Raw genomic sequence first — 24,019 nt, forward strand, 5'->3', positions numbered from 1 at the left:
ACTGCACATTCCACCTAGATGGAGCAGCCAGTTGTTGTGGATAACCCTTGGGCACGCCGCTACAATGGCCGCCGTCTTACCTCGACAGAGTCGATAGGAGTTTCCGTGTCGGTGGAACTTTGGCAGCAGTGTGTTGAGCTTTTGCGCGATGAACTGCCTGCTCAGCAATTCAACACATGGATTCGTCCACTCCAGGTCGAAGGCACCGATGAGGAGCTGCGTGTCTACGCACCCAATCGTTTTGTGCTTGACTGGGTCAACGAAAAGTATCTGTCTCGTCTTCTGGAATTGCTTTCAGAGCGTTCTAGCGGTCTGGCCCCCGCACTTTCTCTGTTGATAGGCAGTAAACGGACCTCATCCGCGGCGCTACCTTCCGCAGCTGTAGCACGTGCCCAGCCGCAGCCGTCGGTTGTCAGTACCCCGGCCGCATCAGCGCCGCCTCCTGCGCGTTTCGAACCGTTGTCGGCAGACGCCCGCGAACCCGAGCAACCTCGGGTAGAGCGCAATGTCCAGGTGGAAGGTGGCCTCAAGCACACCAGCTATCTGAACCGTACCTTTACGTTCGAAAATTTCGTCGAAGGCAAGTCTAACCAGCTGGCGCGAGCGGCTGCCTGGCAGGTGGCCGACAACCCCAAGCACGGATATAACCCGCTGTTTCTCTACGGGGGCGTGGGCCTGGGTAAGACTCACCTGATGCACGCGGTGGGCAATCACCTGCTGAAGAAGAATCCGAATGCCAAGGTGGTGTACCTGCATTCCGAGCGTTTCGTTGCCGACATGGTCAAGGCGCTACAGCTCAATGCCATCAACGAGTTCAAACGCTTCTATCGTTCTGTTGATGCGCTGCTGATCGACGATATCCAGTTTTTTGCGAAGAAAGAGCGATCGCAGGAAGAGTTCTTTCATACCTTCAACGCATTGCTCGAAGGCGGTCAGCAGGTCATCCTCACCAGCGACCGTTACCCTAAAGAAATTGATGGTCTCGAGGAACGCCTGAAATCGCGTTTTGGCTGGGGGCTGACCGTCGCGGTCGAGCCTCCTGAGCTGGAAACCCGTGTCGCGATTCTGATGAAGAAGGCCGACCAGGCGAAGGTCGATCTGCCCCATGATGCAGCGTTCTTCATCGCACAGCGTATCCGCTCCAACGTCCGCGAACTGGAAGGTGCGCTCAAGCGGGTGATTGCTCACGCTCACTTCATGGGACGCGACATCACCATCGAACTGATTCGTGAGTCGCTGAAGGACTTGCTGGCGTTGCAGGATAAACTGGTCAGCGTCGACAATATCCAGCGCACCGTGGCCGAGTACTACAAGATCAAGATTTCCGATCTACTGTCGAAACGGCGTTCCCGTTCGGTGGCGCGTCCGCGACAGGTAGCCATGGCCCTGTCGAAAGAGCTGACCAACCACAGCCTGCCGGAAATTGGCGATGCCTTCGGTGGTCGAGATCACACCACGGTGTTGCATGCTTGCCGTAAGATCGCCGAACTGCGGGAAATCGACGCGGATATCCGTGAAGATTACAAGAATTTGCTGCGAACTTTGACAACCTGAGTGCGACCTAATTTATAGGCAAGGGACCAGACCATGCATTTCTCCATTCAGCGCGAAGCCCTGTTGAAACCCCTGCAGCTGGTTGCTGGCGTCGTCGAGCGCCGTCAGACCTTGCCGGTATTGTCCAACGTTCTTCTTGTGGTGCAGGGCCAGCAATTGTCGCTGACCGGCACTGATCTCGAGGTCGAGCTGGTTGGCCGCGTGGCGCTTGAAGACGCCGCCGAGCCGGGTGAGATCACCGTTCCAGCACGCAAGCTCATGGATATCTGCAAGAGCTTGCCGGGCGACGCGTTGATCAATATCCGTCTGGATGATCAAAAAGTCGTGATCAAATCCGGCCGCAGCCGATTCACCCTTTCGACCCTTCCCGCCAACGATTTCCCGACGGTGGAAGAAGCCCCAGGTTCGCTTTCCTTCAGCGTCGGCCAAGGCAAGCTGCGCAAACTGATCGAGCGCAGCAGTTTCGCCATGGCGCAGCAGGACGTTCGCTATTATCTCAACGGCATGCTCATCGAGGTTTCCAATGGCATGTTGCGTGCCGTAGCGACCGATGGACATCGCCTGGCGATGTGTTCGATGCAAGCCGGTATCGAGCAGCCCGATCGGCATCAGGTCATCGTGCCGCGCAAGGGGATTCTTGAACTTGCCCGCCTGCTCAACGACCAGGACGCTGACGTCAGTATTGTCCTGGGTCAGCATCATATTCGCGCCACCACTGGCGAGTTCACTTTTACCTCGAAGCTGGTAGACGGCAAATTCCCCGATTACGAGCGCGTGCTGCCTCGCGGGGGAGACAAGCTGGTGGTCGGTGACCGCCAGCTGCTGCGCGAAGCCTTCAGCCGCACCGCGATTCTCTCCAACGAGAAATATCGCGGTATTCGTCTGCAGCTGGAAAACGGGCTGCTGAAAATCCAGGCGAACAACCCTGAGCAGGAAGAAGCCGAAGAAGAGGTAGCGGTCGATTACAACGGCGGCTCGTTGGAAATCGGCTTCAATGTAAGCTACCTGCTCGATGTGCTTGGCGTGATGACCACCGAGCAGGTTCGCCTGATTCTTTCAGATGCGAACAGTAGCGCACTGGTTCAGGAATTCGACAACGACGACTCCGCGTATGTCGTAATGCCGATGCGTCTGTAACCCAGCTGAATGTCCCTTAGTCGTCTCTCCGTCACCGGGGTCCGCAATCTGCAGCCGGTGACGTTGCCTCCCTCTCCTCGCATCAACATCCTCTTTGGCGATAACGGCAGCGGTAAAACCAGCCTGCTCGAAGCTATCCATTTGCTTGGCTTGGCGCGGTCTTTCCGTAGCATTCGGCTGAACCCCGTCATCACCTACGAGCAATCTGCCTGCACCGTCTTCGGCCAGGTGGAGTTGCCCGATCAGCATAGTCGCGCGCTCGGTGTCTCGCGTGATCGCAGTGGCGAGGTCCGAATCCGGATTGATGGACAGAGTGTGAGGTCGGCAGCCGAACTCGCCGACATGCTGCCGTTGCAGCTGATCAATCCCGATAGCTTCCGCCTGCTCGAAGGCGCGCCCAAACTGAGGCGACAATTTCTAGATTGGGGCGTGTTTCACGTGGAACATCGCTTCATGGCTGCTTGGCAGCGCCTGCAACAGGCCCTGCGGCAACGGAACTCGTGGCTGCGGCATGGTACACTGGACGGCGCTTCGGACGCGGCCTGGAGCCGTGAGCTGAGCCTGGCCAGCGACGAGATCGACGGCTATCGGCGGGCCTATATCCAGGCCCTGAAGCCGGTGTTCGAAACCACGCTCCAGGCTTTGCTCGATCTGGATGGCTTGAAGCTGAGCTACTACCGCGGATGGGACAAAGATAGGTCCCTGGCAGAGGTGCTCGCTTCGTCGTTGGAACGGGATCGTTCGTTAGGTCATACCCAGTCGGGTCCTCAGCGTGCAGATCTGCGATTGAAAGTTGGCAATCACAACGCTGCTGAAGTGTTGTCCCGTGGCCAACAGAAACTTGTTGTCTGTGCGTTGCGCATTGCTCAAGGCCACCTGGTTAGCGAGGCCAAGCGTGGGCAGTGCATTTATCTGGTCGATGACTTGCCGTCCGAGTTGGACGCGCAGCATCGACTAGCGCTGTGCAAGTTGCTCGAGCAACTTAACTGTCAGGTTTTTATCACCTGTGTTGATTCAACTGTTTTGCAAGAAGGCTGGCATGAACAGACGCCAGTCTCAATGTTTCACGTGGAACATGGGCAAATCACCCAAGTCCACGGCCCCTCGGGAGTGAAGGCATGAGCGAAAACCACACGTACGATTCGTCGAGCATCAAGGTACTCAAAGGCCTCGATGCAGTGCGCAAGCGCCCTGGCATGTACATCGGCGATACCGACGACGGCACCGGCCTGCACCATATGGTCTTCGAGGTCGTTGATAACTCGATCGACGAAGCGTTGGCCGGGCATTGCACTGACATCTCCATCACCATCCATACCGATGAGTCCATCAGCGTCCGTGACAACGGCCGGGGCATCCCGGTGGATATTCACGAGGAAGGTGTTTCGGCCGCAGAGGTCATCATGACCGTACTGCACGCTGGCGGTAAGTTCGATGACAACTCCTACAAGGTATCCGGCGGGCTGCACGGCGTAGGTGTTTCGGTGGTCAACGCGCTTTCCGAAGAGTTGATGTTGACGATCCGTCGCGAGGGCAAGGTCTGGGAGCAGCTCTACCGTCATGGCGTGCCCCAGGCTCCGCTTGCTCCGGTCGGTGAAACCGATTCCTCGGGCACGCAGATCCATTTCAAGCCATCAGCCGAAACGTTCCAGAACATCCATTTCAGCTGGGATATTCTGGCCAAGCGTCTGCGTGAACTGTCATTCCTCAACTCTGGCGTCGGTATCGTCCTGCGCGATGAGCGTACCGCCAAGGAAGAGCTGTTCAAGTATGAGGGCGGGCTGAGTGCCTTCGTTGCGTATCTGAACACCAACAAGACGCCGGTCAATCAGGTATTTCACTTCAACATGCAGCGCGACGATGGCGTTGGTGTCGAGGTGGCGTTGCAGTGGAACGATAGCTTCAACGAGAACATCCTCTGCTTTACCAACAACATTCCGCAGCGTGACGGTGGCACCCACCTGGCTGGCTTCCGCTCCGCACTGACGCGAAACCTGAATAGCTATATCGAGCAGGAAGGCTTGGCGAAGAAGCACAAGATCGCCACCACTGGCGATGATGCGCGCGAAGGCCTGACCGCGATCATTTCGGTGAAGGTGCCGGACCCGAAATTCAGTTCGCAAACCAAGGACAAGCTGGTCTCCTCGGAGGTGAAAACCGCTGTGGAACAGGAGATGGGCAAGCACTTCGCCGACTTCCTGCTTGAGCACCCCAGCGAAGCCAAGGCCGTAGTTGGCAAGATGATCGACGCCGCCCGCGCTCGTGAGGCTGCGCGCAAGGCTCGGGAAATGACCCGTCGTAAGGGCGCTCTGGATATCGCCGGTCTGCCGGGCAAGCTTGCTGACTGCCAGGAGAAAGACCCTGCGCTTTCCGAACTCTACATAGTGGAGGGTGATTCCGCAGGCGGCTCTGCCAAGCAGGGACGTAACCGCAAGACCCAGGCCATCTTGCCGCTCAAAGGTAAGATTCTTAACGTCGAGAAAGCACGTTTCGACAAGATGATTTCCTCCCAGGAAGTAGGCACGCTGATTACTGCTCTGGGCTGTGGTATCGGGCGCGACGAGTACAACATCGACAAGCTGCGCTACCACAACATCATCATCATGACCGACGCCGACGTCGATGGCTCGCACATCCGGACTCTGCTGCTGACCTTCTTCTTCCGTCAGCTGCCTGAACTGATCGAGCGCGGTTACGTGTATATCGCTCAGCCGCCGCTATATAAGGTCAAACGCGGTAAGCAGGAGCAATACATCAAGGACGATGAGGCGATGGAGGAATACCTCACTCAGTCGGCTCTGGAAGACGCTAGCCTGCATGTCAACGAACACGCCCCGGGCCTCTCCGGTGGCGCGCTGGAGAAGCTGGTCAACGATTACCGCACGGTGATGAAAACGCTGCAGCGGCTGTCTCGTCTGTACCCGCTGGAACTGACCGAACACTTCATCTACCTGCCGCGCGTGCCGGTAGAGCAACTGGCCGATCATTCTGCAATGCAGGCCTGGCTCGAACAGTACAGCGCCCAGCTCAAGGTTGGTGAACGCTCCGGTTTGGTCTACAACGTCAGCCTGCGTGAAGACAAGGAACGCCATCTGTGGCTGCCGGAAGTTGAGATCAGCTCCCACGGCCTGGCGAGCTACATCACCTTCAATCGTGATTTCTTCGCCAGCAACGACTACCGAACCGTTACCGCGTTGGGCGAGAAGTTGAACAGCCTGCTCGAAGAGGGCGCCTATGTTCAGCGGGGCGAGCGCAAGAAGCAGGTGTCAACCTTCAAGCAAGCGCTTGAGTGGTTGATGACCGAGGGCACCCGCCGCCATAGCGTGCAGCGATACAAGGGGCTGGGTGAAATGAACCCGGATCAGCTGTGGGAAACGACGATGGATCCGAACGTGCGTCGCATGCTCAAGGTCACTATCGAGGATGCGATTGGTGCGGATCAGATCTTCAATACCTTGATGGGTGATGCCGTCGAGCCGCGCCGCGATTTCATCGAGACCAACGCCCTGGCTGTGTCGAACCTGGACTTCTGATCGCGCTAGCTAGCTCCTAGCTAGTGCACTGGACTAGGCGAAACATCCAAACAGCAGAGCCCTGACCGTCATGTCGGGGCTTTTGCTTTTCTAGGGATAGACAGAGTGAATCGCCGTGACTGGTTTAATCAATTTCGAGTACAGCCCTGCTCGGCGTATGGTCACCTCATCAAGTTGCTCACCTTACTGCGCCCTGAGCGCCACACATATTTGATGGGGTAAATGATTCATGTTGGATACCAATCTCAAGACCCAGTTGAAAGCCTACCTGGAGAAGGTCACCCAGCCCTTCGAGATCGTTGCGTCCCTCGATGACGGCGAGAAATCCCAGGAGATGCTGAGCCTGCTGCAGGACATCGCCGGCCTCAGCGACAAGATCACCCTCAAGACCGACGGCGACGATGCGCGCAAGCCGTCGTTCTCGCTCAACCGCATCGGCGGCAACATCAGCCTGCGTTTCGCTGGCATCCCCATGGGCCACGAATTCACCTCGCTGGTGCTGGCGCTGCTGCAGGTCGGCGGCCATCCGTCGAAGACCGCGCCCGAGGTGATCGAACAGATCAAGGCGCTGGACGGCGACTACCGCTTCGAAACCTACTTCTCGCTGTCCTGCCAGAACTGCCCGGACGTGGTCCAGGCGCTGAACCTGATGGCCGTGCTCAATCCGAACATCAAGCACGTCGCCATCGACGGCGCGCTGTTCCAGGACGAAGTCGAGCGTCGCCAGATCATGTCGGTGCCGAGCATCTACCTCAACGGCGAACTGTTCACCCAGGGCCGCATGAGCGAGGAAGAGATCCTCGCCAAGCTCGATACCGGCTCCAGCGCCCGTGACGCCGAGAAGCTCAAGGCCAAGGACGCCTACGACGTGCTGGTGGTCGGTGGTGGCCCGGCCGGCGCGGCAGCGGCCATCTACGCCGCACGCAAGGGTATCCGTACCGGTGTGGCGGCCGAGCGCTTCGGCGGCCAGGTGCTCGACACCATGGCCATCGAGAACTTCATCTCGGTGAAGGAAACCGAAGGCCCGAAACTGGCCCGCGCGCTGGAAGAACACGTGCGTGAATACGACGTCGAGATCATGAACCTGCAGCGTGCCAGTAAGCTGATTCCGGCTGGCGAAGACGGCCTGCATCGCGTGCAGTTCGAGAACGGCGGCGAGCTCAAGGCCAGGAGCCTGATCCTTGCCACCGGCGCACGCTGGCGCGAAATGAACGTGCCTGGCGAGCAGGAATACCGCGGCCGTGGCGTCGCCTACTGCCCGCACTGCGACGGCCCGCTGTTCAAGGGCAAGCGCGTGGCGGTGATCGGTGGCGGCAACTCCGGCGTGGAAGCGGCCATCGACCTGGCCGGCATCGTCGCCCATGTCACCCTGCTCGAATTTGGTGAGGAACTGCGTGCCGATGCGGTACTGCAACGCAAGCTGCAGAGCCTGCCCAACGTGAACATCTTGAAGATGGCGCAGACCACCGAAGTCCAGGGCGACGGCCAGAAGGTCACCGGCCTGGTCTACAAGGACCGCACCAACGACGCCGTGCACACCGTCGAGCTGGAAGGCATCTTTGTGCAGATCGGCCTGCTGCCCAACAGCGACTGGCTCAAGGGTAGCGTGGAGCTTTCGCGCTTCGGCGAGATCATCGTCGACGCCAAAGGCCAGACCAGCATCCCCGGCGTGTTCGCGGCCGGTGACGTGACCACGGTGCCGTACAAGCAGATTGTGATTGCGCTGGGTGAAGGGGCCAAGGCTTCGCTGAGCGCCTTCGATCACCTGATCCGGTCTTCCGCGCCGGCCTGATCCGAGAAGCGAAAAAGAAAGGGGAGCAGATTCACATCTGCTCCCCTTTTTCACACCCGGCGTGCGCTGCTGAAAATCAGCTTTCGTGCAGCACGCAGCAGTTGCGCCCGCTGTTCTTCGCCTGATAAAGGGCCTGATCGGCTTGCTGCAGCAGGCGTTCGTAGTCCGGGTGCCCGTCGTGCACAGCCATGCCGATGCTAACGGTTACCTGTAGCACTTCGCCGTTGGCTAAGCGGAAACTTTCTCCGGCGATGCGCTCGCGCAGCTTCTGCGCCGCAGCGAACGCCTTGCTCGCGTCGATATCCACCAGCACCAGGAGAAACTCATCGCCGTCTAAGCGGAAGGCATAGTCGCCCCCGCGGGTATTGCTGGCCAGCAGGGCGCCAACCTGTTGAAGCACCTGATCACCGCCGTCATGTCCGTAGGTGTCGTTGATGCGTTTGAAGTGGTCGACATCAATCGCCAACACACCAAACGTGTTACTCGACTGACGTGCGTACAGCACTTCCTTAGCCATTACCACCGGCAGGAATTTGCGGTTGAGCAGGCGGGTCAGGACATCGCGACCCGCTTCCAGATCGTTGGCCTGTTCGAACAGGCTGTCGAGCAGGAATTTGATCGAGCGGGTCTGCTCGCGGATCTGATGCAGCTTCGCCAGGCGTCCGGCGGCATCCTGCAGTGCCGCGATGGACTTGAGCTCCTGGTCGATGCCCACGATGTAATCAAGGATGCTCGCGCTCTCAGGCGAGCCCTGGAAGGCGTGGGACGCCTTGTGGCGAAACCAAAGACCGAATTCGGAACCGGCGAGCTGCGGAAGCGCCCCGGTCAGGTTGCCGACGGCCAGATCGAACATCAGTTGGTTCTCCCAGTCCAGCAGCGCGGCACGCTGACGTTCCTTCTCGACACCGATGTTCTGAGAGACGGAGAACAGCCGGTAGGCTTCCTCCGCGCGGGAGTTGCGGTCGTGCGACTGAGAATAGGCGAAGCAGATGATCTCCACGGCCAGGTCGATCAGATCGGCACCCATGCGTGCCGCCTTGCGCCGTACCGGCTCGTCGAGATCGCGCTGTTCGAGCAGCTGACGCAGGCGCCCCTTGAGTGAGCGAGCGCCGCGCAACACCAGGCTGACCGGAATCTCGATACGCGCGTGGACATCGCCGACCTTGCGCTGCAGGTCGACTACCGCGTCGAGGTCGCTGCGTGACGTCTAGGAACAGACCGTAACAATCCACTTCTGCATGGATTTGCCGAGGCGATTTTTCACCTGGTCGTGCGACAGAAAACTGGCCGAGTGCGGATCGGCGAGCATCTGTGAATAGAAATGCTCGGCTAGCTCAGCGCTTTTCTGTTCGGCAACAGACTGCAGCGCGGCAGCTGCTTCGGCCGGATAGCCGTCCAGCAGGCGCAGCCATTCGGTGACCAGCTGATGGTTGGGTATGTGGTGCATAGGGGACTCGCAAAGATGGGCGGACGTCCCTGCCCTGCCCCGGCGTGTTGATCAGAGGGTCGGACGACCCTGTGTTTCGAGTTGTGCGACCTGCGCGTTGATCCAGTCTTCGGCGCGCTGATTGAGTTCTGCAATGGCCCGTGGACTTTCGCTATCAGCGTACATGGCTGGGCCAATGACTACCTGGATGATGCCCGGCCGCTTGCCCCAGCCCGCCTTTGGCCAGAACGTACCAGCGTTATGGGCAATGGGCAGCACCGGCAGACCGGCGTTGACCGCCAGCGCTGCACCACTGCGCGAGAACTTGCCCTGCTCGCCAACCGGCACACGCGTGCCTTCAGGGAAGATCAGCACCCAGGCGCCCTGCTCCAGGCGCTCGTGACCCTGCTTGGCGACCTGACGCAGCGCCGCCTTGGGGTTGTTGCGGTCGATGGCGATGGGCTTGAGCAGCATGATCGCCCAGCCAAAGAACGGCACCCGCAACAGCTCGCGCTTGAGCACCTGGGTCAGCGGCTCAAAATAGGCCGAGAGAAAGAAAGTCTCCCAGGTGCTCTGGTGCTTGGCCAGGATCACACAGGGACGCGCCGGCACGTTCTGCGCACCGTGCACTTCGTAGCGCAGGCCTACCAGTGTCTTGCCCAGCCATACGGCGCAACGACACCAGTTCTGCACCACGAAGCGATAGCGCGGGCGGAACGCCATGAACGGAGCGAAGACCAGGCTCACCAGGCACCAGGCGAATGCCGTGAGCGCCAACAGGAAGTAGAACAGGGCGATTCGGACGGAAAACAGGAGGCTCATCGAGAACTCTCGAGTAGATGATCGACTACGGCGGCAAGGTCATCGAAGACCTGAGTGCCCGGCGGCAGCGTGCCTTCCAGCGTGCGCAAGCCTTTTCCGGTCCTGACCAGATAAGGAACGCCGCCGAGCAGCATGCCAGCATGCAGATCGCGGTGACTGTCGCCCACCACCGGCACGCCTTTCAGATCCAGCAGGCCGAAATGCTCGGCGATGGTGCGGAACATCCCAGGTTTCGGCTTGCGGCAATTGCAGCCGTCGTCCGGACCGTGTGGGCAGTGCACGATCAAGTCGATGCGGCCGCCCTGCTCCATCACCAGCTGTTGCATCTTGAAATGCATGTCGCCAAGCGTGCTGATATCGAACTTGCCGCGTGCGACGCCGGACTGGTTGGTGGCCACGGCTACCGTCCAGCCAGCCTTGCACAGCCGCGCGATGGCTTCCAACGAGCCGGGAATGGGGATCCACTCCTCCAGCGACTTCACGTACTGGTCGGAGTCCTCGTTGATCACGCCATCGCGGTCCAGCACGATCAGCTTCACGGGCTTAGCCAAGTGCGGAAATATCGGCAACGCCAAGGAACAGTCCTCTCAGCCGGGCCAGCAAGGCATAACGGTTGGCGCGTACCGAAGCGTCTTCAGCATTCACCAGCACCGCCTCGAAGAAGGCATCCACCGGACCACGCAGGTGCGCCAGACGCTCCAGTGCCTCACGGTACTGACGCGCCGCGGCGAGCGGTTGCACCGCCTGCTCGGCCTGCTGGATCGCCGAGTACAGCGAGAACTCGGTGGCGTTGTCGAACCAGCGTGGCTCGACGGCTTCCGGCAGCTTCGCATCGAACTTGCTCAGCAGGTTGGAGACGCGCTTGTTGGCCGCGGCCAGTGCTGCAGCCTCCGGCAACGTGCGGAAGGCCTGTACGGCCTGCACGCGCTGATCGAAGTCCAGCGCCGAGCCCGGCTGCACGGCACGCACCGACAGGTAGGCGGCGACGTCGACGCCTTCGTCCTCGTAGCGGGCGCGCAGGCGATCGAAGATGAACTCGAGTACCTGATCGGCCAGCCCGGCTGACTTCACCTGTGTACCGAACTGGCCGATGGCGAAATTGACCGCCTCGACCAGATTCAGATCCAGACGCTTCTCGATGAGGATGCGCAGCACGCCAAGGGCGGCACGACGCAGGGCGTAGGGGTCCTTGGAGCCGGTGGGCAACATGCCAATGCCGAAGATGCCGACCAGGGTGTCTAGCTTGTCCGCCACCGCCACGGCGGCGCCGGTCAGCGTGGTCGGCAATTCGCCACCGGCGCCGCGCGGCATGTACTGCTCGTTCAGCGCCAGCGCCACGTCTTCCGGCTCGCCGTCATTGAGCGCGTAGTAATAACCGGCGATGCCCTGCATTTCCGGGAACTCGCCAACCATTTCGGTGGCCAGGTCGCACTTGGAGAGCAGACCGGCACGGGCGGCACGCTGCTTGTCGCCACCGGTGCGTTCGGCGATCAGTCCGGCCAGGCGCGAGACGCGTTCGGCCTTGTCAAACACGGTGCCGAGCTGAGCCTGGAATACCACGTTCTTCAGGCGCTCGTTGAAGCTGTCGAGCTTCTGCTTCTTGTCTTGCTTGAAGAAGAACTCGGCGTCGGTCAGACGCGGACGCACGACCTTCTCGTTTCCGGAAACGATCTGTGCCGGGTCCTTGGATTCGATGTTGGCCACGGTGATAAAGCGCGGCAGCAGCTTGCCGTTGCTGTCCAACAGGCAGAAGTACTTCTGGTTGTCCTGCATGGTCGTGATCAGCGCTTCCTGCGGTACGTCGAGGAAGCGTTCTTCGAACGAGCACACCAGCGGCACTGGCCATTCGACCAGTGCGGTCACTTCATCGAGCAGCGCCGGCGGCACGATGGCTGTGCCGTTCTGCTCGGCAGCCAGCTGCTCGACGCGCTTGGCGATCAGTTCGCGGCGCTCGGCGAAATCGGCGATCACATGGGCGCCGCGCAGGTCTTCCAGATAGCTCGACGGCTTGGAAATATGCACCTGGCCCGGGCTGTGGAAGCGGTGACCTCGGGATTCGCGGCCGGCGCGCTGGGCGAGGATCTCGCAATCGATTACCTGTTCACCGAAGAGCATCACCAGCCACTGAGTCGGGCGGACGAACTCTTCCTTGCGCGCGGCCCAGCGCATGCGCTTGGGAATCGGCAGATCGTTCAGCGAGGTTGCGACGATACCCGGCAGCAGCTCGGCAGCCGGCTGCCCTTCGATGGTGCGGCTGAACTTGAGTTTCGCGCCGCTGCGATCGATCTCGGCGAGATCCACGCCGCACTTGCGAGCGAAGCCCAGGGCGGCCTGGGTCGGCTCACCGTCGGCATCAAAGGCGGCCTGCATCGGCGGGCCGTCGAGGTTGATGCTGCGATCGGGTTGCTGGGTCGCCAGCTGCTCGACCACTACTGCCAGGCGCCGTGGCGCGGCATAGGCCTGCGTCTTGACGAAGCCCAGGCCGGCGTCCTTCAGGCCCTTCTCGATACCGGCACAGAAGGCGTCGGCCAGCTTGGCGAGTGCCTTGGGCGGTAGCTCTTCGGTACCCAATTCGACGAGGAAATCCAGTGCACTCATTCTGCAGCCTCCAGCTTGGCCAGCACTTCGTCACGCAATTCGGGGGTGGCCATCGGGAAGCCGAGTTTGGCTCGTGCCAGCAAGTAACTCTGGGCTATCGAGCGTGCCAGGCTGCGCACGCGCAGGATGTACTGCTGGCGTGCGGTAACCGAAATGGCGCGACGGGCATCGAGCAGGTTGAAGGTGTGCGAGGCCTTGACCACCATCTCGTAGGCCGGCAGCGGCAGCTCGGCGGCCATCAGGCGGTTGGCTTCGCTCTCATAGAAATCGAAGAGTTCGAACAGCTTCGGCACATTGGCGTGCTCGAAGTTATAGGTCGACTGCTCCACCTCGTTCTGGTGGAACACGTCGCCGTAGGTCACGGTGCCGAACGGGCCATCGGCCCAGATCAGGTCATAGACCGAGTCGACGCCCTGCAGGTACATGGCCAGGCGCTCTAGACCGTAGGTGATCTCGCCGGTGACCGGGTAGCATTCGACGCCACCGACCTGCTGGAAGTAGGTGAACTGGGTGACTTCCATGCCGTTGAGCCAGACTTCCCAGCCCAGGCCCCACGCGCCGAGAGTCGGCGATTCCCAGTTGTCTTCGACGAAGCGCACGTCGTGCACCGAGGTGTCGACGCCGATGCGGCGCAACGACTCCAGGTACAGATCCTGGATGTTTTCCGGATTGGGCTTCAACACCACCTGAAACTGGTAATAGTGCTGCAGGCGGTTGGGGTTTTCGCCGTAGCGGCCATCGGCCGGGCGACGCGAAGGCTGAACGTAGGCGGCGTTCCAGGTCTCGGGACCGATGGCGCGCAGAAAGGTGGCGGTGTGGAATGTACCGGCGCCCATTTCCATGTCATAGGGCTGCAGGACCACGCAACCCTGCTCGGCCCAGTAGCTTTGCAGGGCGAGGATCAGGTCTTGGAAGGTGCGCACGGCAGGCGTAGTCTGGCTCAAAATTTCACCTGTGCTGGGCTTCGACAGAAAGCCTCGAAGTATACCCCCCGCATGGTCGCGCTTGCGATGGTTTCGGCCATCGGGCGAGGCCTGCTCAAGGAGACCATATGCCACGTTGCGCCTGGTGCGGCACGGATCCGCTGTATGTCGACTACCACGATCGCGAATGGGGTGTGCCGACTCGTGATCCGCAGGTGCTGTTCGAATTCCTTTTGCTCGAAGCCTTTCAGGCTGGGCTTTCCTGGATCACCGTGCTGCGCAAGCGCGAGCGCTACCGGCAGGTGCTGTTCGGTTTCGATGCCGCACGGTTGGCGCGCATGAGCGATGCCGAGATCGACGAGCGCATGCAGGACGCTGGCATCATCCGCAATCGCCGCAAGCTCGAGGCCGCACGCAGCAACGCCCGCGCCTGGCTGCAGCTGCAAGATCCGGTGGCTTTCATCTGGTCCTTCGTGGATGGCGCGCCGAAGATCAACCGTTTCGAGCGCATCGATCAGGTCCCTGCCGTCTCGGCCGAGGCGCAGGCCATGAGCAAAGGGTTGAAGAAAGCTGGGTTCAGTTTCGTCGGGCCGACCATCTGTTATGCCTACATGCAGGCCTGCGGCCTGGTCATGGACCACCTCAGCGACTGCGAGCGGTATGCCGAGCTGGCTGGCGATGATTGATCCGCTGCAGGGCTGCGCTGCCAAGATGCATGGCGTTGCGGCGGCTGCGCCTGAACGCTGAGCACGGTTGCAGGTAGACTAGGCGACCTGAAAATTTCGGAGTTCAGTGTGGAAAAGCTCAAAGGTGCCCTGGTGGTCGGCTCCCTGCGACTCTTCGCTCGACTGCCCTGGCGCATGGTCCAGGGCCTGGGCGCGATGATCGGCTGGCTGATGTGGAAGCTGCCGAACCGTTCGCGTGAAGTGGCGCGGATCAATCTGCAAAAATGCTTTCCCGAGCTGAGCGGCGCGGAGCTCGAAGCGCTGCTCGGCCGCACACTGCGCGAGACCGGCATGACCTTCACCGAAAGCGCCTGCGCCTGGATCTGGCCGGCGGAGAAGACTCTGGGCCTGGTCCGGCAGGTCGAAGGCCTTGAAGTGCTACAGGCGGCGCTGGCGTCCGGCAAAGGCGTGGTCGGCATCACCAGCCATCTCGGTAACTGGGAGGTCCTGAATCATTTCTATTGCGACCAGTGCAAGCCGATCATCTTCTATCGTCCGCCAAAGCTGAAGGCGGTGGATGAGCTGTTGCAGAAACAGCGCGTGCAACTGGGCAACCGGGTGGCACCGTCGACCCGCGAAGGCATTCTCAGCGTTATCAAGGAAGTCCGCCGTGGCGGCGCGGTTGGCATTCCGGCCGACCCTGAGCCGAGCGAAGGCAGCGGTATATTCGTGCCGTTTTTCGCCACGCAGGCGCTGACCAGCAAGTTCGTGCCGGGCATGCTGGCAGGCGGCAAAGCGGTTGGCGTGTTTCTCCACGCGGTGCGCCTTGAGGGTGGATCAGGCTACAAGGTGGTGCTCGAGGCCGCGCCCGAAGGCATGTACAGCGAGGACGCCGAAACTGGTGTGGCAGCGATGAGCGCGATGATCGAGAAGTACGTTCGCGCCTATCCCAGCCAATACATGTGGACCATGAAGCGCTTCAAGAAACGCCCCGCCGGTGAGAAGCGCTGGTACTGACTAGGCCCGAACAATAACGACAAGGACGAATTCAATGAACAACCAGCGTCAGCATCCGCGTACCAATATGAAGTGCCGCATCCGCATCGCGCATTCGGCCTTCGGCGAGGTCTTCGCCCATACCCGGGATCTGTCGGACGGCGGCGTCTATGTGAGACATCCGGAGCTGGTGGTGCTGCACCCGGGGGACGAGGTGACCGGCCAAGTCCAGGACCTGCCCATTCCTGCCCCGGAACTGCGGATGGTGGTGATGCGTGTGGATGCCGAAGGGGTTGGCCTGCAGTTCGTGCGCGAAGACTGAGTTCTTCGGCGCGCAGTGTCGCTTCAGTCAGGCGTCAGCCGGTCGAGCCGGCGCAGGAACACGGTCATTTCCTTTTCCGCCTGTTTGTCGCCCTGCGTGTGCGCTGCGGCAATGCCACGCTCCCAGGCCTGATGGGCGCCCGGCTTGTCGCCGTCGGCCTGTAGCGCTTTGCCCAGCAGTTTCCAGGCAGCTGAATATTTCGGATCAAGCTCGACACAGCGACGCAGATGCTCCGCTGCCCTGCCCGGCTGACCGGCATCCATATAACCCTTGCCGAGCCCGAAACGCAGCATCGGATTGTCCATGCCTTGCGAAAGCATCTTTTCCAGCGATTCGAGCATTTTTAAACCTTTTTGCTGCGCGGCGCCCAAGGAGGTTTTGTCACTGTAGTGCACAGCGCTCGCCGGGCAAGGCTGCCAGCATACGCCATTGGTCTTAGCTGTTGCGCCCGTATCTTGCGGGCAGCGCGTGACAGCCGTGTGGCGGTTCAGTGGGCCTCGTTGACCGCACTGAGAAACTCACGGGTGCGCTCCTCCTGCGGGTTGTTGAACAACTCGTTCGGGCTGCCCTGTTCATGAATGCGGCCCTGATGAAAGAAGCACACCCGATCGGCGAACTCCCGGGCGAAACCCATCTGATGGGTGACCATCAGCATGGTCAGGTTGTACGCCTCACCGAGGCGGCGGATCACGTTCAGCACCTCGCCGCAGAGCTCGGGGTCGAGCGCCGAGGTCACTTCGTCGAAGAGCATCACCTTGGGCCGCATGGCGAGCGCGCGGGCAATCGCTACGCGTTGCTGCTGGCCACCGGAGAGCTGGGCCGGAAAGTGTTCGAGCTTGTCCTCCAGGCCGACCATGGCGAGCAACTCTTCGGCGCGTTCGCGCGCTTCGGCCTTGCTCAGGCCGAGCACCTGCACCGGCGCTTCCATGACGTTCTGCAAGGCATTCATGTGTGGAAACAGGTTGAAGCTCTGGAACACCATGCCGACCTTGCCGCGTACTCGTCGCAAATGGCGGGAATTGGCTGGCACCAGTTGCCCGTTGTTTCCTGGCATGTGCGTCAGCGGCTCGCCCTCGACCTCGATCACACCTTCGTCGATACCCTCCAGTGTCATCAGCACCCGAAGCAGCGTCGACTTTCCCGAACCGCTGGGACCGATGATCGCCACCTTCTCGCCTTCGTGCACATCGAGGTCCAGTCCTTCGAGTACGGTCAGTTCGCCGTAGCGCTTGGTCACGCCGGCAAAACGTACCATTGGCTGTACTGGCGCTGACTCGGCTGCCGGGTTGAGGGTTGCTGCAGGGTGCATCGAGGTATTCATCGGGCCAGCTCCATGCGGTTTTCCAGGCGACGCACGCACCAGGCGAGGCCGAGGCTGAGAATGAGGAAGAAGATACCGACCATGGTGATCGGCTCGAGATAGCGGAAGCTTTCGGAGCCGATGTTCTTGGCCCGTTGCATGATCTCCACCACGGTGATCGCCGAGAGAACGGGCGTGTCCTTGAGGATCGAGATCAGGTAGTTGCCCAGCGCTGGCAGCACCGGGCGCAGGGCCTGCGGCAGGATCACGTCGCGATAGGCGGTCCAGGGTTTCATGTTCAGTGCGGTGACGGCTTCCCATTGTGAACGTGGCACCGCATCCAAACCGGCGCGGTAGACCTCGGCGGTGTAGCAGGCGTAATGCAGGGCGATACCGATGATGCCGGCCTGCATGGCACTAAGGTTGAGCCCGTAGTTGGGGAATACGTAGAAGAGGAAGTACACCTGAATCAGCAGCGGCGTGCTGCGAATGAACTCGATCAGGCCGGTGATCGGCCAGGACAGCCAGCGTAAGCGGCTGCGGCGGCCGATGGCGAGAAACAACCCGAGCACCACGGCGATGGCGAAACCCGCCAGGGCGATGCCGATGGTGGTCAGCGAGGCATCCAGCAGGCGTGGCAGGATTTCACGAGCGAACTGCCAGTCGAAGAAATTCATGACAGGCCTCCGCGCATTCGTCCGCGGGCCAGACGTCGTTCCAGCTGGCGCATGCCGAAGTTGATCGCCTGGGCCAGAACGAAATAGATGACCAATGCCAGGCCAAAGATCTCCATGGTCATCAGCGTCGCCTGATCCAGCTGGCGGGCGCGGAAGGCCAGATCCGACAGCGTGATCAGCGAAACCAGCGAAGTGTTCTTGAGCAACTCGATCAGCAGATTGGTGCCCGGTGGAATGGCCGCCAGCAATGCCTGCGGCAGGATGATTCGGCGCATGCGGGTGGCTGCCGTCATGTTCAGTGCCTGGCAGGCCTCATGCTGGCCCTGATGCACCGAGCGGATCGCGCCGCGCAGCACCTCGGCCCCATAGGCGCCGATGTTCAGGCCCAGGCCGACCACGGCCACGGCGAAGGCGCTCATTTCGATATTGAACGGCGGCATCGGCAGCACGAAATACAGCCAGAACAGCTGCACCAGCAGCGACGAGCCGCGGAACACTTCGATATAGGTGATGGCCAGCCAGCGCAACGGCGTCAGTGGCGAGAGCCGCGCCAGGGCGGCGATCAGCGCGCAGGCGATCGCCAGCAGGGAGCCGAAGAAGGTCACCTTGACGGTGACCCAGGCGCCCTGCAGCAGGAGTGGAAGCAGTTCGATCATGATGGCGCTATCCGGTTTTCCGGAGCGCTGACCGAGGCTGCGCAGCGGGCTACGAAGCCTTGGTCAGCGTTCACAGGCGGGACAGCGGGTCGGCCGCGCCGACCAGCCGCCCGACGGGCTTTCAGGCGCCGCAGAGTTCGGCGGCAGTCTTGTCGGTGATGTTGGAGCGATCGAAGCCGAACGGCTCGATGGTCTTCAGGTGCTCCTCACTGCCCAGCCATTGTTTGAGCTCGGCATTGACCGCATCACGCAGCGCTTCGTCCTGCGGACGGAAGGCAAGCGCGCCATAGCCGGCGCGGGCCGGGTCGTCCTTGAAGTCGGCAATGGCCTCGACATCGTTGCCGGCCTTTTCCGCCAACCCACGCATGGTCAGCTGGGTACCGATGGCCGCATCGGCGCGACCGCTGCGCACCGCCTGCAATTGTGAGGTGGTATCCGGGACCTGAAGGATCTGTGAATCCTTGATGCCAGCCTTGCGTGCGTAACCGAGGTTGACCGTGCCGGACATGATGGCGATCTTCACCTCGGGGTTGCCGGCGATGTCCTCGTAGCTGCGCAGATTCTTCGGGTTGCCCTCGGCCACCAGCAGGGTGTCGAGCAGGCGGTAGTGCGGATCGGTGAACAGCACCTGCTTGCAGCGCTCGGGGGTGATGTACATGCCGGCGGCGATCAGATCGAAGCGACCGGCGCGCAATCCGGGAATCAGCGAGCCCCACTCGGTCAGCACCGGCTTGATGGTGTCGATCTCCATGCGCTCGAAGACCTTGCGCACGATCTCCGGCGATTCGCCGGTGACGCTGCCGTCGAGGGCGGTGTAGGCGAACGGCGTTTCGTTGGCATAGCCGATGCGGACGCTGCTGTTGTTCTTGATCTCTTCCAGGGTATCGGCCTGGGTGATGCTGGCGAAACCGATGCTGGCCAGGGCGGCGCAGCCGGTCAACAGCCGGCGAGAGCGTGTCGGGATGGTGCTGTTCCTCATGGGAGTTTCTCCTGTTCCTTGTAGAGACCCGAGGAATCGGATCGTTATTTGTCTAGGAGGGGCATTGCTCATGCTCAGGTTAAAAGCGCTTTTGGCGCGACATGGTGCCGTCAAACCGATTGACGATAGTTTCGTTCAATCGACCGGTAAAGTCTGCGTCAAGCCTGGAGAGTACAAAAGCTGGCCATAAAATGGAAATCGGAGGGCATTGGAGACGAATGGATGCAATCGGAGGAGATGGTGAAAAAACGCGAGGAAGCGGACGCAAGGGTTTCCTGATTGATAAAACAAAACGACCCGCCAGTTGGCGGGTCGTTTATTCGGCAGTACAGAGGGATTAAAAGAAGGTCAGCCCGGCCTGAAACAGGCGCTCCACGTCGCGAATGTGTTTCTTGTCGACCAGGAACAGGATGACGTGGTCGCCCGATTCGATACGCGTATCGTCATGGGCAATCAGCACCTGATCATCACGGATCACCGCGCCGATGGTGGTTCCCGGCGGCAAGGCGATCTGCTCGATGGCGCGTCCGACGACCTTGCTCGAACGCGGGTCGCCGTGGGCGATCACCTCGATGGCTTCGGCCGCACCTCGGCGCAGCGAGTGGGCGCTGACGATGTCGCCACGGCGGACGTGGGTCAGCAGCGTGCCGATGGTCGCCAGCTGCGGGCTGATGGCGATGTCGATCTCGCCGCCCTGGACCAGGTCGACATAAGCCGGGTTGTTGATGATGCACATCACCTTGCGCGCGCCCAGTCGCTTGGCCAGCAGCGAGGACATGATGTTGGCCTCGTCGTCGTTGGTCAGCGCGAGGAAAACGTCCGCTTCGTTGATGTTCTCCTCGACCAGCAGGTCGCGGTCCGAGGCACTGCCCTGGAGGATGATGGTGCTGTCCAGAGTATCGGAGAGGTAGCGGCAACGCGCCGGGTTCATCTCGATGATCTTGACCTGATAGCGGCTCTCGATCGCCTCGGCCAGCCGCTCGCCGATATGGCCGCCGCCGGCGATGACGATGCGCTTGTAGTTCTCGTCGAGGCGGCGCATCTCGCTCATCACGGCACGGATATGGCCTTTGGCGGCGATGAAGAACACCTCGTCATCGGCCTCGATCACCGTGTCGCCTTGGGGCAGGATCGCGTGGTTGCGGCGGAATATGGCCGCGACGCGGGTATCCACGTTGGGCATGTGGCGGCGCAGCTGGCGCAGTTCCTGGCCGACCAGTGGCCCGCCGTAATAGGCACGCACCGCGACCAGCTGGGCCTTGCCGCCAGCAAAGTCGATCACCTGCAGTGAACCGGGGTGCTCGATCAGGCGCTTGATGTAGTTGGTGACCACCTGCTCGGGGCTGATCAGCACGTCCACCGGGATCGCTTCGTTGTTGAACAGGCCTGAGTGGACCAGATACGCCGATTCACGCACGCGGGCGATCTTGGTCGGTGTATGGAACAGCGTGTAGGCGACCTGGCAGGCGACCATGTTGGTTTCGTCGCTGTTGGTCACCGCCACCAGCATGTCGGCGTCGTCGGCGCCGGCCTGGCGCAGCACGGTGGGAAATGAGCCGCGGCCCTGGATGGTGCGAATGTCCAGGCGATCGCCGAGGTCGCGCAGGCGCTCGCCGTCGGTGTCTACCACGGTGATGTCGTTGGCTTCGCTGGCGAGGTGTTCGGCCAGGGTGCCACCGACCTGCCCGGCACCGAGAATGATGATCTTCACGCGATCACTCCTGAGAGGCGGATGACAGCCGCCGCTTCCATGTTGGGCCCGCGCACGCAGTGCTGGGGGTTCGGCTTAGGCATTGTGACCACGCGGCTGTGCGGCGATCTTGATCAGCTTGGCATAGTAGAAGCCGTCGTGGCCGTTCTCCTGCGGCAGCAACTGGCGCCCGTGCGGTTGCTGGAGGCCGAAGCTGCCGGGCAGATCCAGCTCCCGTGCGCCCGGCGTGCGATTGAGGAAGGCACCAATCACCTCGCGATTCTCGGTCGGCAGCACCGAACAGGTGGCATAGAGCAGGACGCCGCCAACTTCTAGCGTCGGCCACAGTGCGTCGAGCATCTCACCCTGCAGCACGGCAAGGGGCGCGATGTCGTCGACCTGGCGGGTCAGCTTGATGTCCGGATGCCGACGGATCACGCCGGTGGCCGAGCAGGGCGCGTCGAGCAGGATGCGCTGGAATGGCTTGCCATCCCACCATTGCTCTGTGGCACGGGCATCGGCGGCAACCAGCTCGGCCTGCAAATGCAGGCGATCGAGGTTCTCACGTACCCGCAATAAACGCTTGGGCTCCAGATCCAGCGCGATCAGCTCGGCCAGCTGCGGCTCGCGTTCGAGCAGATGACAGGTCTTGCCCCCCGGCGCGCAGCAGGCGTCCAGCACGCGCTGACCCGGCGCCAAGTCGAGCAACGAGGCGGCCAGCTGCGCGGCCTCGTCCTGCACGCTGACACGCCCTTCGGCAAAGCCCGGCAGCTGGTGTACATCGCACGGCGCGGCCAGGCGAATGCCGTCCTCGCCGAACTCGCAGGGATGGGCTTCGATACCGGCGCTCTGCAGCTCGGCGAGGTATCCGTCACGGCTGATCTGGCGCCGATTGACCCGCAGCATCATCGGCGGATGCGCGTTGTTCGCCGCGCAGATGGCCTCCCAATGCTCCGGCCAGTGCGCCTTGAGCGCCTTTTGCAGCCAGCGCGGATGGGCGAGGCGGATCACCGGGTCGTGTTCGAGTTCGGCCAGCAGGGCTTCACCTTCGCGCTGGGCGCGCCGCAGCACGGCGTTGAGCAGCCCCTTGGCCCAGGGCTTCTTCAGCTTGTCGACGCAACCGACGGTTTCGCCGATGGCCGCGTGGGCCGGAACGCGGGTGTAGAACAGCTGATACAGACCCACCAGCAAAAGGGCTTCGACATCGCGATCGGCTGCTTTGAAGGGCTTCTGCAACAGCTTGTCAGCCAGGCCGGCCAGGCGCGGCTGCCAGCGTGCAGCGCCGAAGGCCAGGTCTTGGGTCAGACCGCGGTCGCGAGCGTCCACTTTGCCCAGCACTTCGGGCAGGCTGCTGCCCAACGAAGCCTTGCCCGAGAGCACGACACTCAGCGCACGGGCGGCGGCCAGGCGCGGGTTCATTGACCAAGTACCAGGCCGGGCGCGAACTGCTCGCGGCGACTGTTGTACAGATCACCGAAGCCAAGCGGCTTGCCTCCGGGCAGCTGCAGACGAGTCAGCGACAGAGCGCCTTCGCCACAAGCTACGGTCAGCCCGTCCTTGTTCGCTTCGAGGATTCGGCCCGGCTCGCCCTGTCCTTCGCCCAGGCGCGCGGCATGGATCTTCAACGCCTCGCCAGCGAGTGTGCTGTGGCAGATCGGCCATGGGTTGAAAGCACGGATAAGCCGCTCCAGCTCGACGGCTGGGCGGGTCCAGTCGACGCGCGCCTCGTCCTTGCTCAGCTTGTGCGCATAGGTGGCCAGGCTGTCGTCCTGGGCCTCGGGCACCAGCGAACTGGCAGCCAGTGCGTCGACGGCCTGCACCACCGCCTGCGAGCCGAGCTCGGCGAGACGGTCGTGCAGAGTGCCGCCGGTGTCCTCGGCGGATATTGGCGTATGGACCTTGAGCAGCATCGGCCCGGTGTCGAGGCCCGCCTCCATCTGCATCACGGTGACGCCGGACTCGCTGTCGCCGGCCTCGATCGCACGCTGGATCGGTGCGGCGCCGCGCCAGCGTGGCAGCAGCGAGGCGTGGCTGTTGATGCAACCCAGGCGCGGCATGTCGAGCACCGCCTGCGGCAGGATCAGGCCATAGGCGACCACCACCATCAGGTCTGCCTGAAGGTCTGCCAGTTCCGCCTGTGCGGCCGGATCGCGCAGGGTCTGCGGCTGAAGCACGGGAATGCCGTGCTGCATGGCGAGTTGCTTGACCGGGCTGGGCATCAGCTTCTGCCCGCGACCGGCCGGGCGATCCGGCTGGGTGTAGACGGCGACCACCGATTTGCCCGCATCGAGCAGGGCCTGCAGATGCTGGGCGGCGAAATCCGGAGTGCCGGCGAAAACGATGCGCAAGGGCTGGGTCATGGGGACTCGCTAAGAAAAAGGCTTGCCGTAGCAAGCCTTTGAGGTTCGGGAATCAAGCCTGCTGGCGGTGGATTTTTTCCAGCTTCTTCTTGATCCGGTCGCGCTTGAGGCTGGAGATATAATCGACGAACAGCTTGCCGTTGAGGTGATCGCATTCGTGCTGGATGCATACTGCGAGCAGGCCTTCGGCGACCATCTCGTAAGGCTTGCCGTCACGGTCCAGCGCCTTGATTCGCACTTTCTGCGGGCGATCGACGTTTTCGTAAAAGCCCGGTACTGACAGGCAACCTTCCTGGTACTGGTCCATCTCGTCGGTCAGCGATTCGAATTCGGGGTTGATGAAAACCCGCGGCTCGGACCTGTCTTCGGACAGGTCCATCACGACCACGCGCTTGTGCACATTGACCTGCGTCGCGGCCAGGCCGATGCCAGGAGCCTCGTACATGGTCTCGAACATGTCATCGATCAGCTGACGAATATCGTCATCGACCACATCCACCGGTTTAGCGATGGTACGCAGCCGTGGATCGGGAAATTCAAGGATGTTCAGAATGGCCATATGCGTTTGTGATGCACTTATGGAATAAAA

21 protein-coding genes and 1 pseudogene are annotated in these 24,019 nt (G+C 61.5%); 8 read left to right on the plus strand and 14 right to left on the minus strand.

All coding sequences use genetic code 11. The features are described 5' to 3' along the window. Nucleotides 1-105: 105 nt before the first annotated feature. From dnaA to ahpF, 5 genes are all read left to right on the plus strand, one after another. Nucleotides 106-1,554: a chromosomal replication initiator protein DnaA gene (gene dnaA, locus SM130_RS00005; RefSeq protein WP_102826729.1), complete on the plus strand. Its 1,449-nt coding sequence runs from the start codon at nucleotides 106-108 to the stop codon at nucleotides 1,552-1,554. 33 nt (nucleotides 1,555-1,587) lie between these two features. Continuing rightward, a complete protein-coding gene (dnaN, locus tag SM130_RS00010; protein WP_102826728.1) occupies nucleotides 1,588-2,691 on the plus strand; it encodes a DNA polymerase III subunit beta in 1,104 nt (367 codons plus the stop codon). A gap of 9 nt (nucleotides 2,692-2,700) precedes the next feature. Beyond that, complete coding sequence (recF, locus tag SM130_RS00015; RefSeq protein ID WP_102826727.1) at nucleotides 2,701-3,813, plus strand: DNA replication/repair protein RecF; 1,113 nt, start codon at nucleotides 2,701-2,703, stop codon at nucleotides 3,811-3,813. Next, nucleotides 3,810-6,224 (plus strand): DNA topoisomerase (ATP-hydrolyzing) subunit B, encoded by a 2,415-nt coding sequence (gene gyrB / locus SM130_RS00020; protein WP_102826726.1) that lies wholly within the window; start codon nucleotides 3,810-3,812, stop codon nucleotides 6,222-6,224. The genes recF and gyrB overlap by 4 nt, the downstream gene beginning before the upstream one ends. Nucleotides 6,225-6,453: 229 nt before the next feature. Then, nucleotides 6,454-8,016, plus strand: a complete 1,563-nt coding sequence (gene ahpF / locus SM130_RS00025) for an alkyl hydroperoxide reductase subunit F (RefSeq protein WP_342369076.1) — start codon at nucleotides 6,454-6,456, stop codon at nucleotides 8,014-8,016. A gap of 76 nt (nucleotides 8,017-8,092) precedes the next feature. Here ahpF and SM130_RS00030 read toward each other — a convergent pair. From SM130_RS00030 to glyQ, 5 genes and pseudogenes are all read right to left on the minus strand, one after another. After that, nucleotides 8,093-9,463: pseudogene (locus SM130_RS00030) on the minus strand (diguanylate cyclase). A gap of 51 nt (nucleotides 9,464-9,514) precedes the next feature. Further along, nucleotides 9,515-10,264 carry a lysophospholipid acyltransferase family protein gene (locus tag SM130_RS00035; protein ID WP_102826955.1) on the minus strand — a complete coding sequence of 250 codons (750 nt, stop codon included), beginning with the start codon at nucleotides 10,262-10,264 and terminating at the stop codon, nucleotides 9,515-9,517. Next, nucleotides 10,261-10,803: a D-glycero-beta-D-manno-heptose 1,7-bisphosphate 7-phosphatase gene (gene gmhB, locus SM130_RS00040; RefSeq protein WP_102826954.1), complete on the minus strand. Its 543-nt coding sequence runs from the start codon at nucleotides 10,801-10,803 to the stop codon at nucleotides 10,261-10,263. Before gmhB ends, SM130_RS00035 begins: the two co-directional genes overlap by 4 nt. 4 nt (nucleotides 10,804-10,807) lie before the next feature. Continuing rightward, a complete protein-coding gene (gene glyS / locus SM130_RS00045) occupies nucleotides 10,808-12,862 on the minus strand; it encodes a glycine--tRNA ligase subunit beta (protein WP_102826953.1) in 2,055 nt (684 codons plus the stop codon). Then, on the minus strand, nucleotides 12,859-13,806 hold the full coding sequence (glyQ, locus tag SM130_RS00050) for a glycine--tRNA ligase subunit alpha (RefSeq protein ID WP_061340224.1): 948 nt from the start codon (nucleotides 13,804-13,806) through the stop codon (nucleotides 12,859-12,861). Before glyQ ends, glyS begins: the two co-directional genes overlap by 4 nt. Nucleotides 13,807-13,913: 107 nt before the next feature. On the opposite strand from glyQ, the gene SM130_RS00055 reads away from it, so the two are divergent. From SM130_RS00055 to SM130_RS00065, 3 genes are all read left to right on the plus strand, one after another. Beyond that, nucleotides 13,914-14,471 carry a DNA-3-methyladenine glycosylase I gene (locus SM130_RS00055; RefSeq protein ID WP_102826952.1) on the plus strand — a complete coding sequence of 186 codons (558 nt, stop codon included), beginning with the start codon at nucleotides 13,914-13,916 and terminating at the stop codon, nucleotides 14,469-14,471. Nucleotides 14,472-14,579: 108 nt separating this feature from the next. Continuing rightward, the gene (locus SM130_RS00060; RefSeq protein WP_102826951.1) at nucleotides 14,580-15,467 is read left to right on the plus strand and encodes a lysophospholipid acyltransferase; all 888 of its coding nucleotides are present in this window, start codon (nucleotides 14,580-14,582) and stop codon (nucleotides 15,465-15,467) included. Between the two features lie 34 nt (nucleotides 15,468-15,501). Continuing rightward, the gene (locus tag SM130_RS00065; protein ID WP_102826950.1) at nucleotides 15,502-15,768 is read left to right on the plus strand and encodes a PilZ domain-containing protein; all 267 of its coding nucleotides are present in this window, start codon (nucleotides 15,502-15,504) and stop codon (nucleotides 15,766-15,768) included. Between the two features lie 23 nt (nucleotides 15,769-15,791). Here the strand turns inward: SM130_RS00065 and SM130_RS00070 are convergent, their stop codons facing one another. The 9 genes from SM130_RS00070 to def form a co-directional block, all read right to left on the minus strand. Next, on the minus strand, nucleotides 15,792-16,109 hold the full coding sequence (locus SM130_RS00070; protein WP_102826949.1) for a tetratricopeptide repeat protein: 318 nt from the start codon (nucleotides 16,107-16,109) through the stop codon (nucleotides 15,792-15,794). Between the two features lie 146 nt (nucleotides 16,110-16,255). Next, nucleotides 16,256-17,089, minus strand: coding sequence for an ectoine/hydroxyectoine ABC transporter ATP-binding protein EhuA (ehuA, locus tag SM130_RS00075; protein ID WP_102826948.1), 834 nt, complete (start codon nucleotides 17,087-17,089; stop codon nucleotides 16,256-16,258). Then, complete coding sequence (gene ehuD, locus SM130_RS00080; protein ID WP_102826947.1) at nucleotides 17,086-17,745, minus strand: ectoine/hydroxyectoine ABC transporter permease subunit EhuD; 660 nt, start codon at nucleotides 17,743-17,745, stop codon at nucleotides 17,086-17,088. Before ehuD ends, ehuA begins: the two co-directional genes overlap by 4 nt. Next, nucleotides 17,742-18,401, minus strand: coding sequence for an ectoine/hydroxyectoine ABC transporter permease subunit EhuC (ehuC, locus tag SM130_RS00085; RefSeq protein WP_102826946.1), 660 nt, complete (start codon nucleotides 18,399-18,401; stop codon nucleotides 17,742-17,744). The genes ehuD and ehuC overlap by 4 nt, the downstream gene beginning before the upstream one ends. Before the next feature lie 121 nt (nucleotides 18,402-18,522). Next, nucleotides 18,523-19,380, minus strand: coding sequence for an ectoine/hydroxyectoine ABC transporter substrate-binding protein EhuB (ehuB, locus tag SM130_RS00090; protein WP_102826945.1), 858 nt, complete (start codon nucleotides 19,378-19,380; stop codon nucleotides 18,523-18,525). 337 nt (nucleotides 19,381-19,717) lie between these two features. Further along, the gene (trkA, locus tag SM130_RS00095) at nucleotides 19,718-21,091 is read right to left on the minus strand and encodes a Trk system potassium transporter TrkA (RefSeq protein ID WP_015275047.1); all 1,374 of its coding nucleotides are present in this window, start codon (nucleotides 21,089-21,091) and stop codon (nucleotides 19,718-19,720) included. A 75-nt stretch (nucleotides 21,092-21,166) separates the two neighbouring features. After that, complete coding sequence (rsmB, locus tag SM130_RS00100) at nucleotides 21,167-22,489, minus strand: 16S rRNA (cytosine(967)-C(5))-methyltransferase RsmB (protein WP_102826944.1); 1,323 nt, start codon at nucleotides 22,487-22,489, stop codon at nucleotides 21,167-21,169. Beyond that, complete coding sequence (gene fmt, locus SM130_RS00105) at nucleotides 22,486-23,430, minus strand: methionyl-tRNA formyltransferase (protein WP_102826943.1); 945 nt, start codon at nucleotides 23,428-23,430, stop codon at nucleotides 22,486-22,488. The genes rsmB and fmt overlap by 4 nt, the downstream gene beginning before the upstream one ends. 52 nt (nucleotides 23,431-23,482) lie before the next feature. Further along, a complete protein-coding gene (gene def / locus SM130_RS00110) occupies nucleotides 23,483-23,989 on the minus strand; it encodes a peptide deformylase (protein ID WP_102826942.1) in 507 nt (168 codons plus the stop codon). Nucleotides 23,990-24,019 lie beyond the last annotated feature (30 nt).

This window comes from Stutzerimonas stutzeri, assembly GCF_038561965.1.
Lineage (GTDB): Bacteria > Pseudomonadota > Gammaproteobacteria > Pseudomonadales > Pseudomonadaceae > Stutzerimonas > Stutzerimonas stutzeri_AA.

What these genes read in the sequence shown, in the direction of transcription:
- ehuC (WP_102826946.1), bottom strand. Translation starts at nt 18,401, where the DNA reads ATGATCGAACTGCTTCCACTCCTGCTGCAGGGCGCCTGGGTCACCGTC.
- fmt (WP_102826943.1), bottom strand. Translation starts at nt 23,430, where the DNA reads ATGACCCAGCCCTTGCGCATCGTTTTCGCCGGCACTCCGGATTTCGCC.
- dnaN (WP_102826728.1), top strand. Translation starts at nt 1,588, where the DNA reads ATGCATTTCTCCATTCAGCGCGAAGCCCTGTTGAAACCCCTGCAGCTG.
- SM130_RS00055 (WP_102826952.1), top strand. Translation starts at nt 13,914, where the DNA reads ATGCCACGTTGCGCCTGGTGCGGCACGGATCCGCTGTATGTCGACTAC.
- ehuD (WP_102826947.1), bottom strand. Translation starts at nt 17,745, where the DNA reads ATGAATTTCTTCGACTGGCAGTTCGCTCGTGAAATCCTGCCACGCCTG.
- gyrB (WP_102826726.1), top strand. Translation starts at nt 3,810, where the DNA reads ATGAGCGAAAACCACACGTACGATTCGTCGAGCATCAAGGTACTCAAA.
- SM130_RS00070 (WP_102826949.1), bottom strand. Translation starts at nt 16,109, where the DNA reads ATGCTCGAATCGCTGGAAAAGATGCTTTCGCAAGGCATGGACAATCCG.
- ehuA (WP_102826948.1), bottom strand. Translation starts at nt 17,089, where the DNA reads ATGAATACCTCGATGCACCCTGCAGCAACCCTCAACCCGGCAGCCGAG.
- glyS (WP_102826953.1), bottom strand. Translation starts at nt 12,862, where the DNA reads ATGAGTGCACTGGATTTCCTCGTCGAATTGGGTACCGAAGAGCTACCG.
- rsmB (WP_102826944.1), bottom strand. Translation starts at nt 22,489, where the DNA reads ATGAACCCGCGCCTGGCCGCCGCCCGTGCGCTGAGTGTCGTGCTCTCG.
- def (WP_102826942.1), bottom strand. Translation starts at nt 23,989, where the DNA reads ATGGCCATTCTGAACATCCTTGAATTTCCCGATCCACGGCTGCGTACC.
- recF (WP_102826727.1), top strand. Translation starts at nt 2,701, where the DNA reads ATGTCCCTTAGTCGTCTCTCCGTCACCGGGGTCCGCAATCTGCAGCCG.
- SM130_RS00065 (WP_102826950.1), top strand. Translation starts at nt 15,502, where the DNA reads ATGAACAACCAGCGTCAGCATCCGCGTACCAATATGAAGTGCCGCATC.
- ahpF (WP_342369076.1), top strand. Translation starts at nt 6,454, where the DNA reads ATGTTGGATACCAATCTCAAGACCCAGTTGAAAGCCTACCTGGAGAAG.
- ehuB (WP_102826945.1), bottom strand. Translation starts at nt 19,380, where the DNA reads ATGAGGAACAGCACCATCCCGACACGCTCTCGCCGGCTGTTGACCGGC.
- SM130_RS00035 (WP_102826955.1), bottom strand. Translation starts at nt 10,264, where the DNA reads ATGAGCCTCCTGTTTTCCGTCCGAATCGCCCTGTTCTACTTCCTGTTG.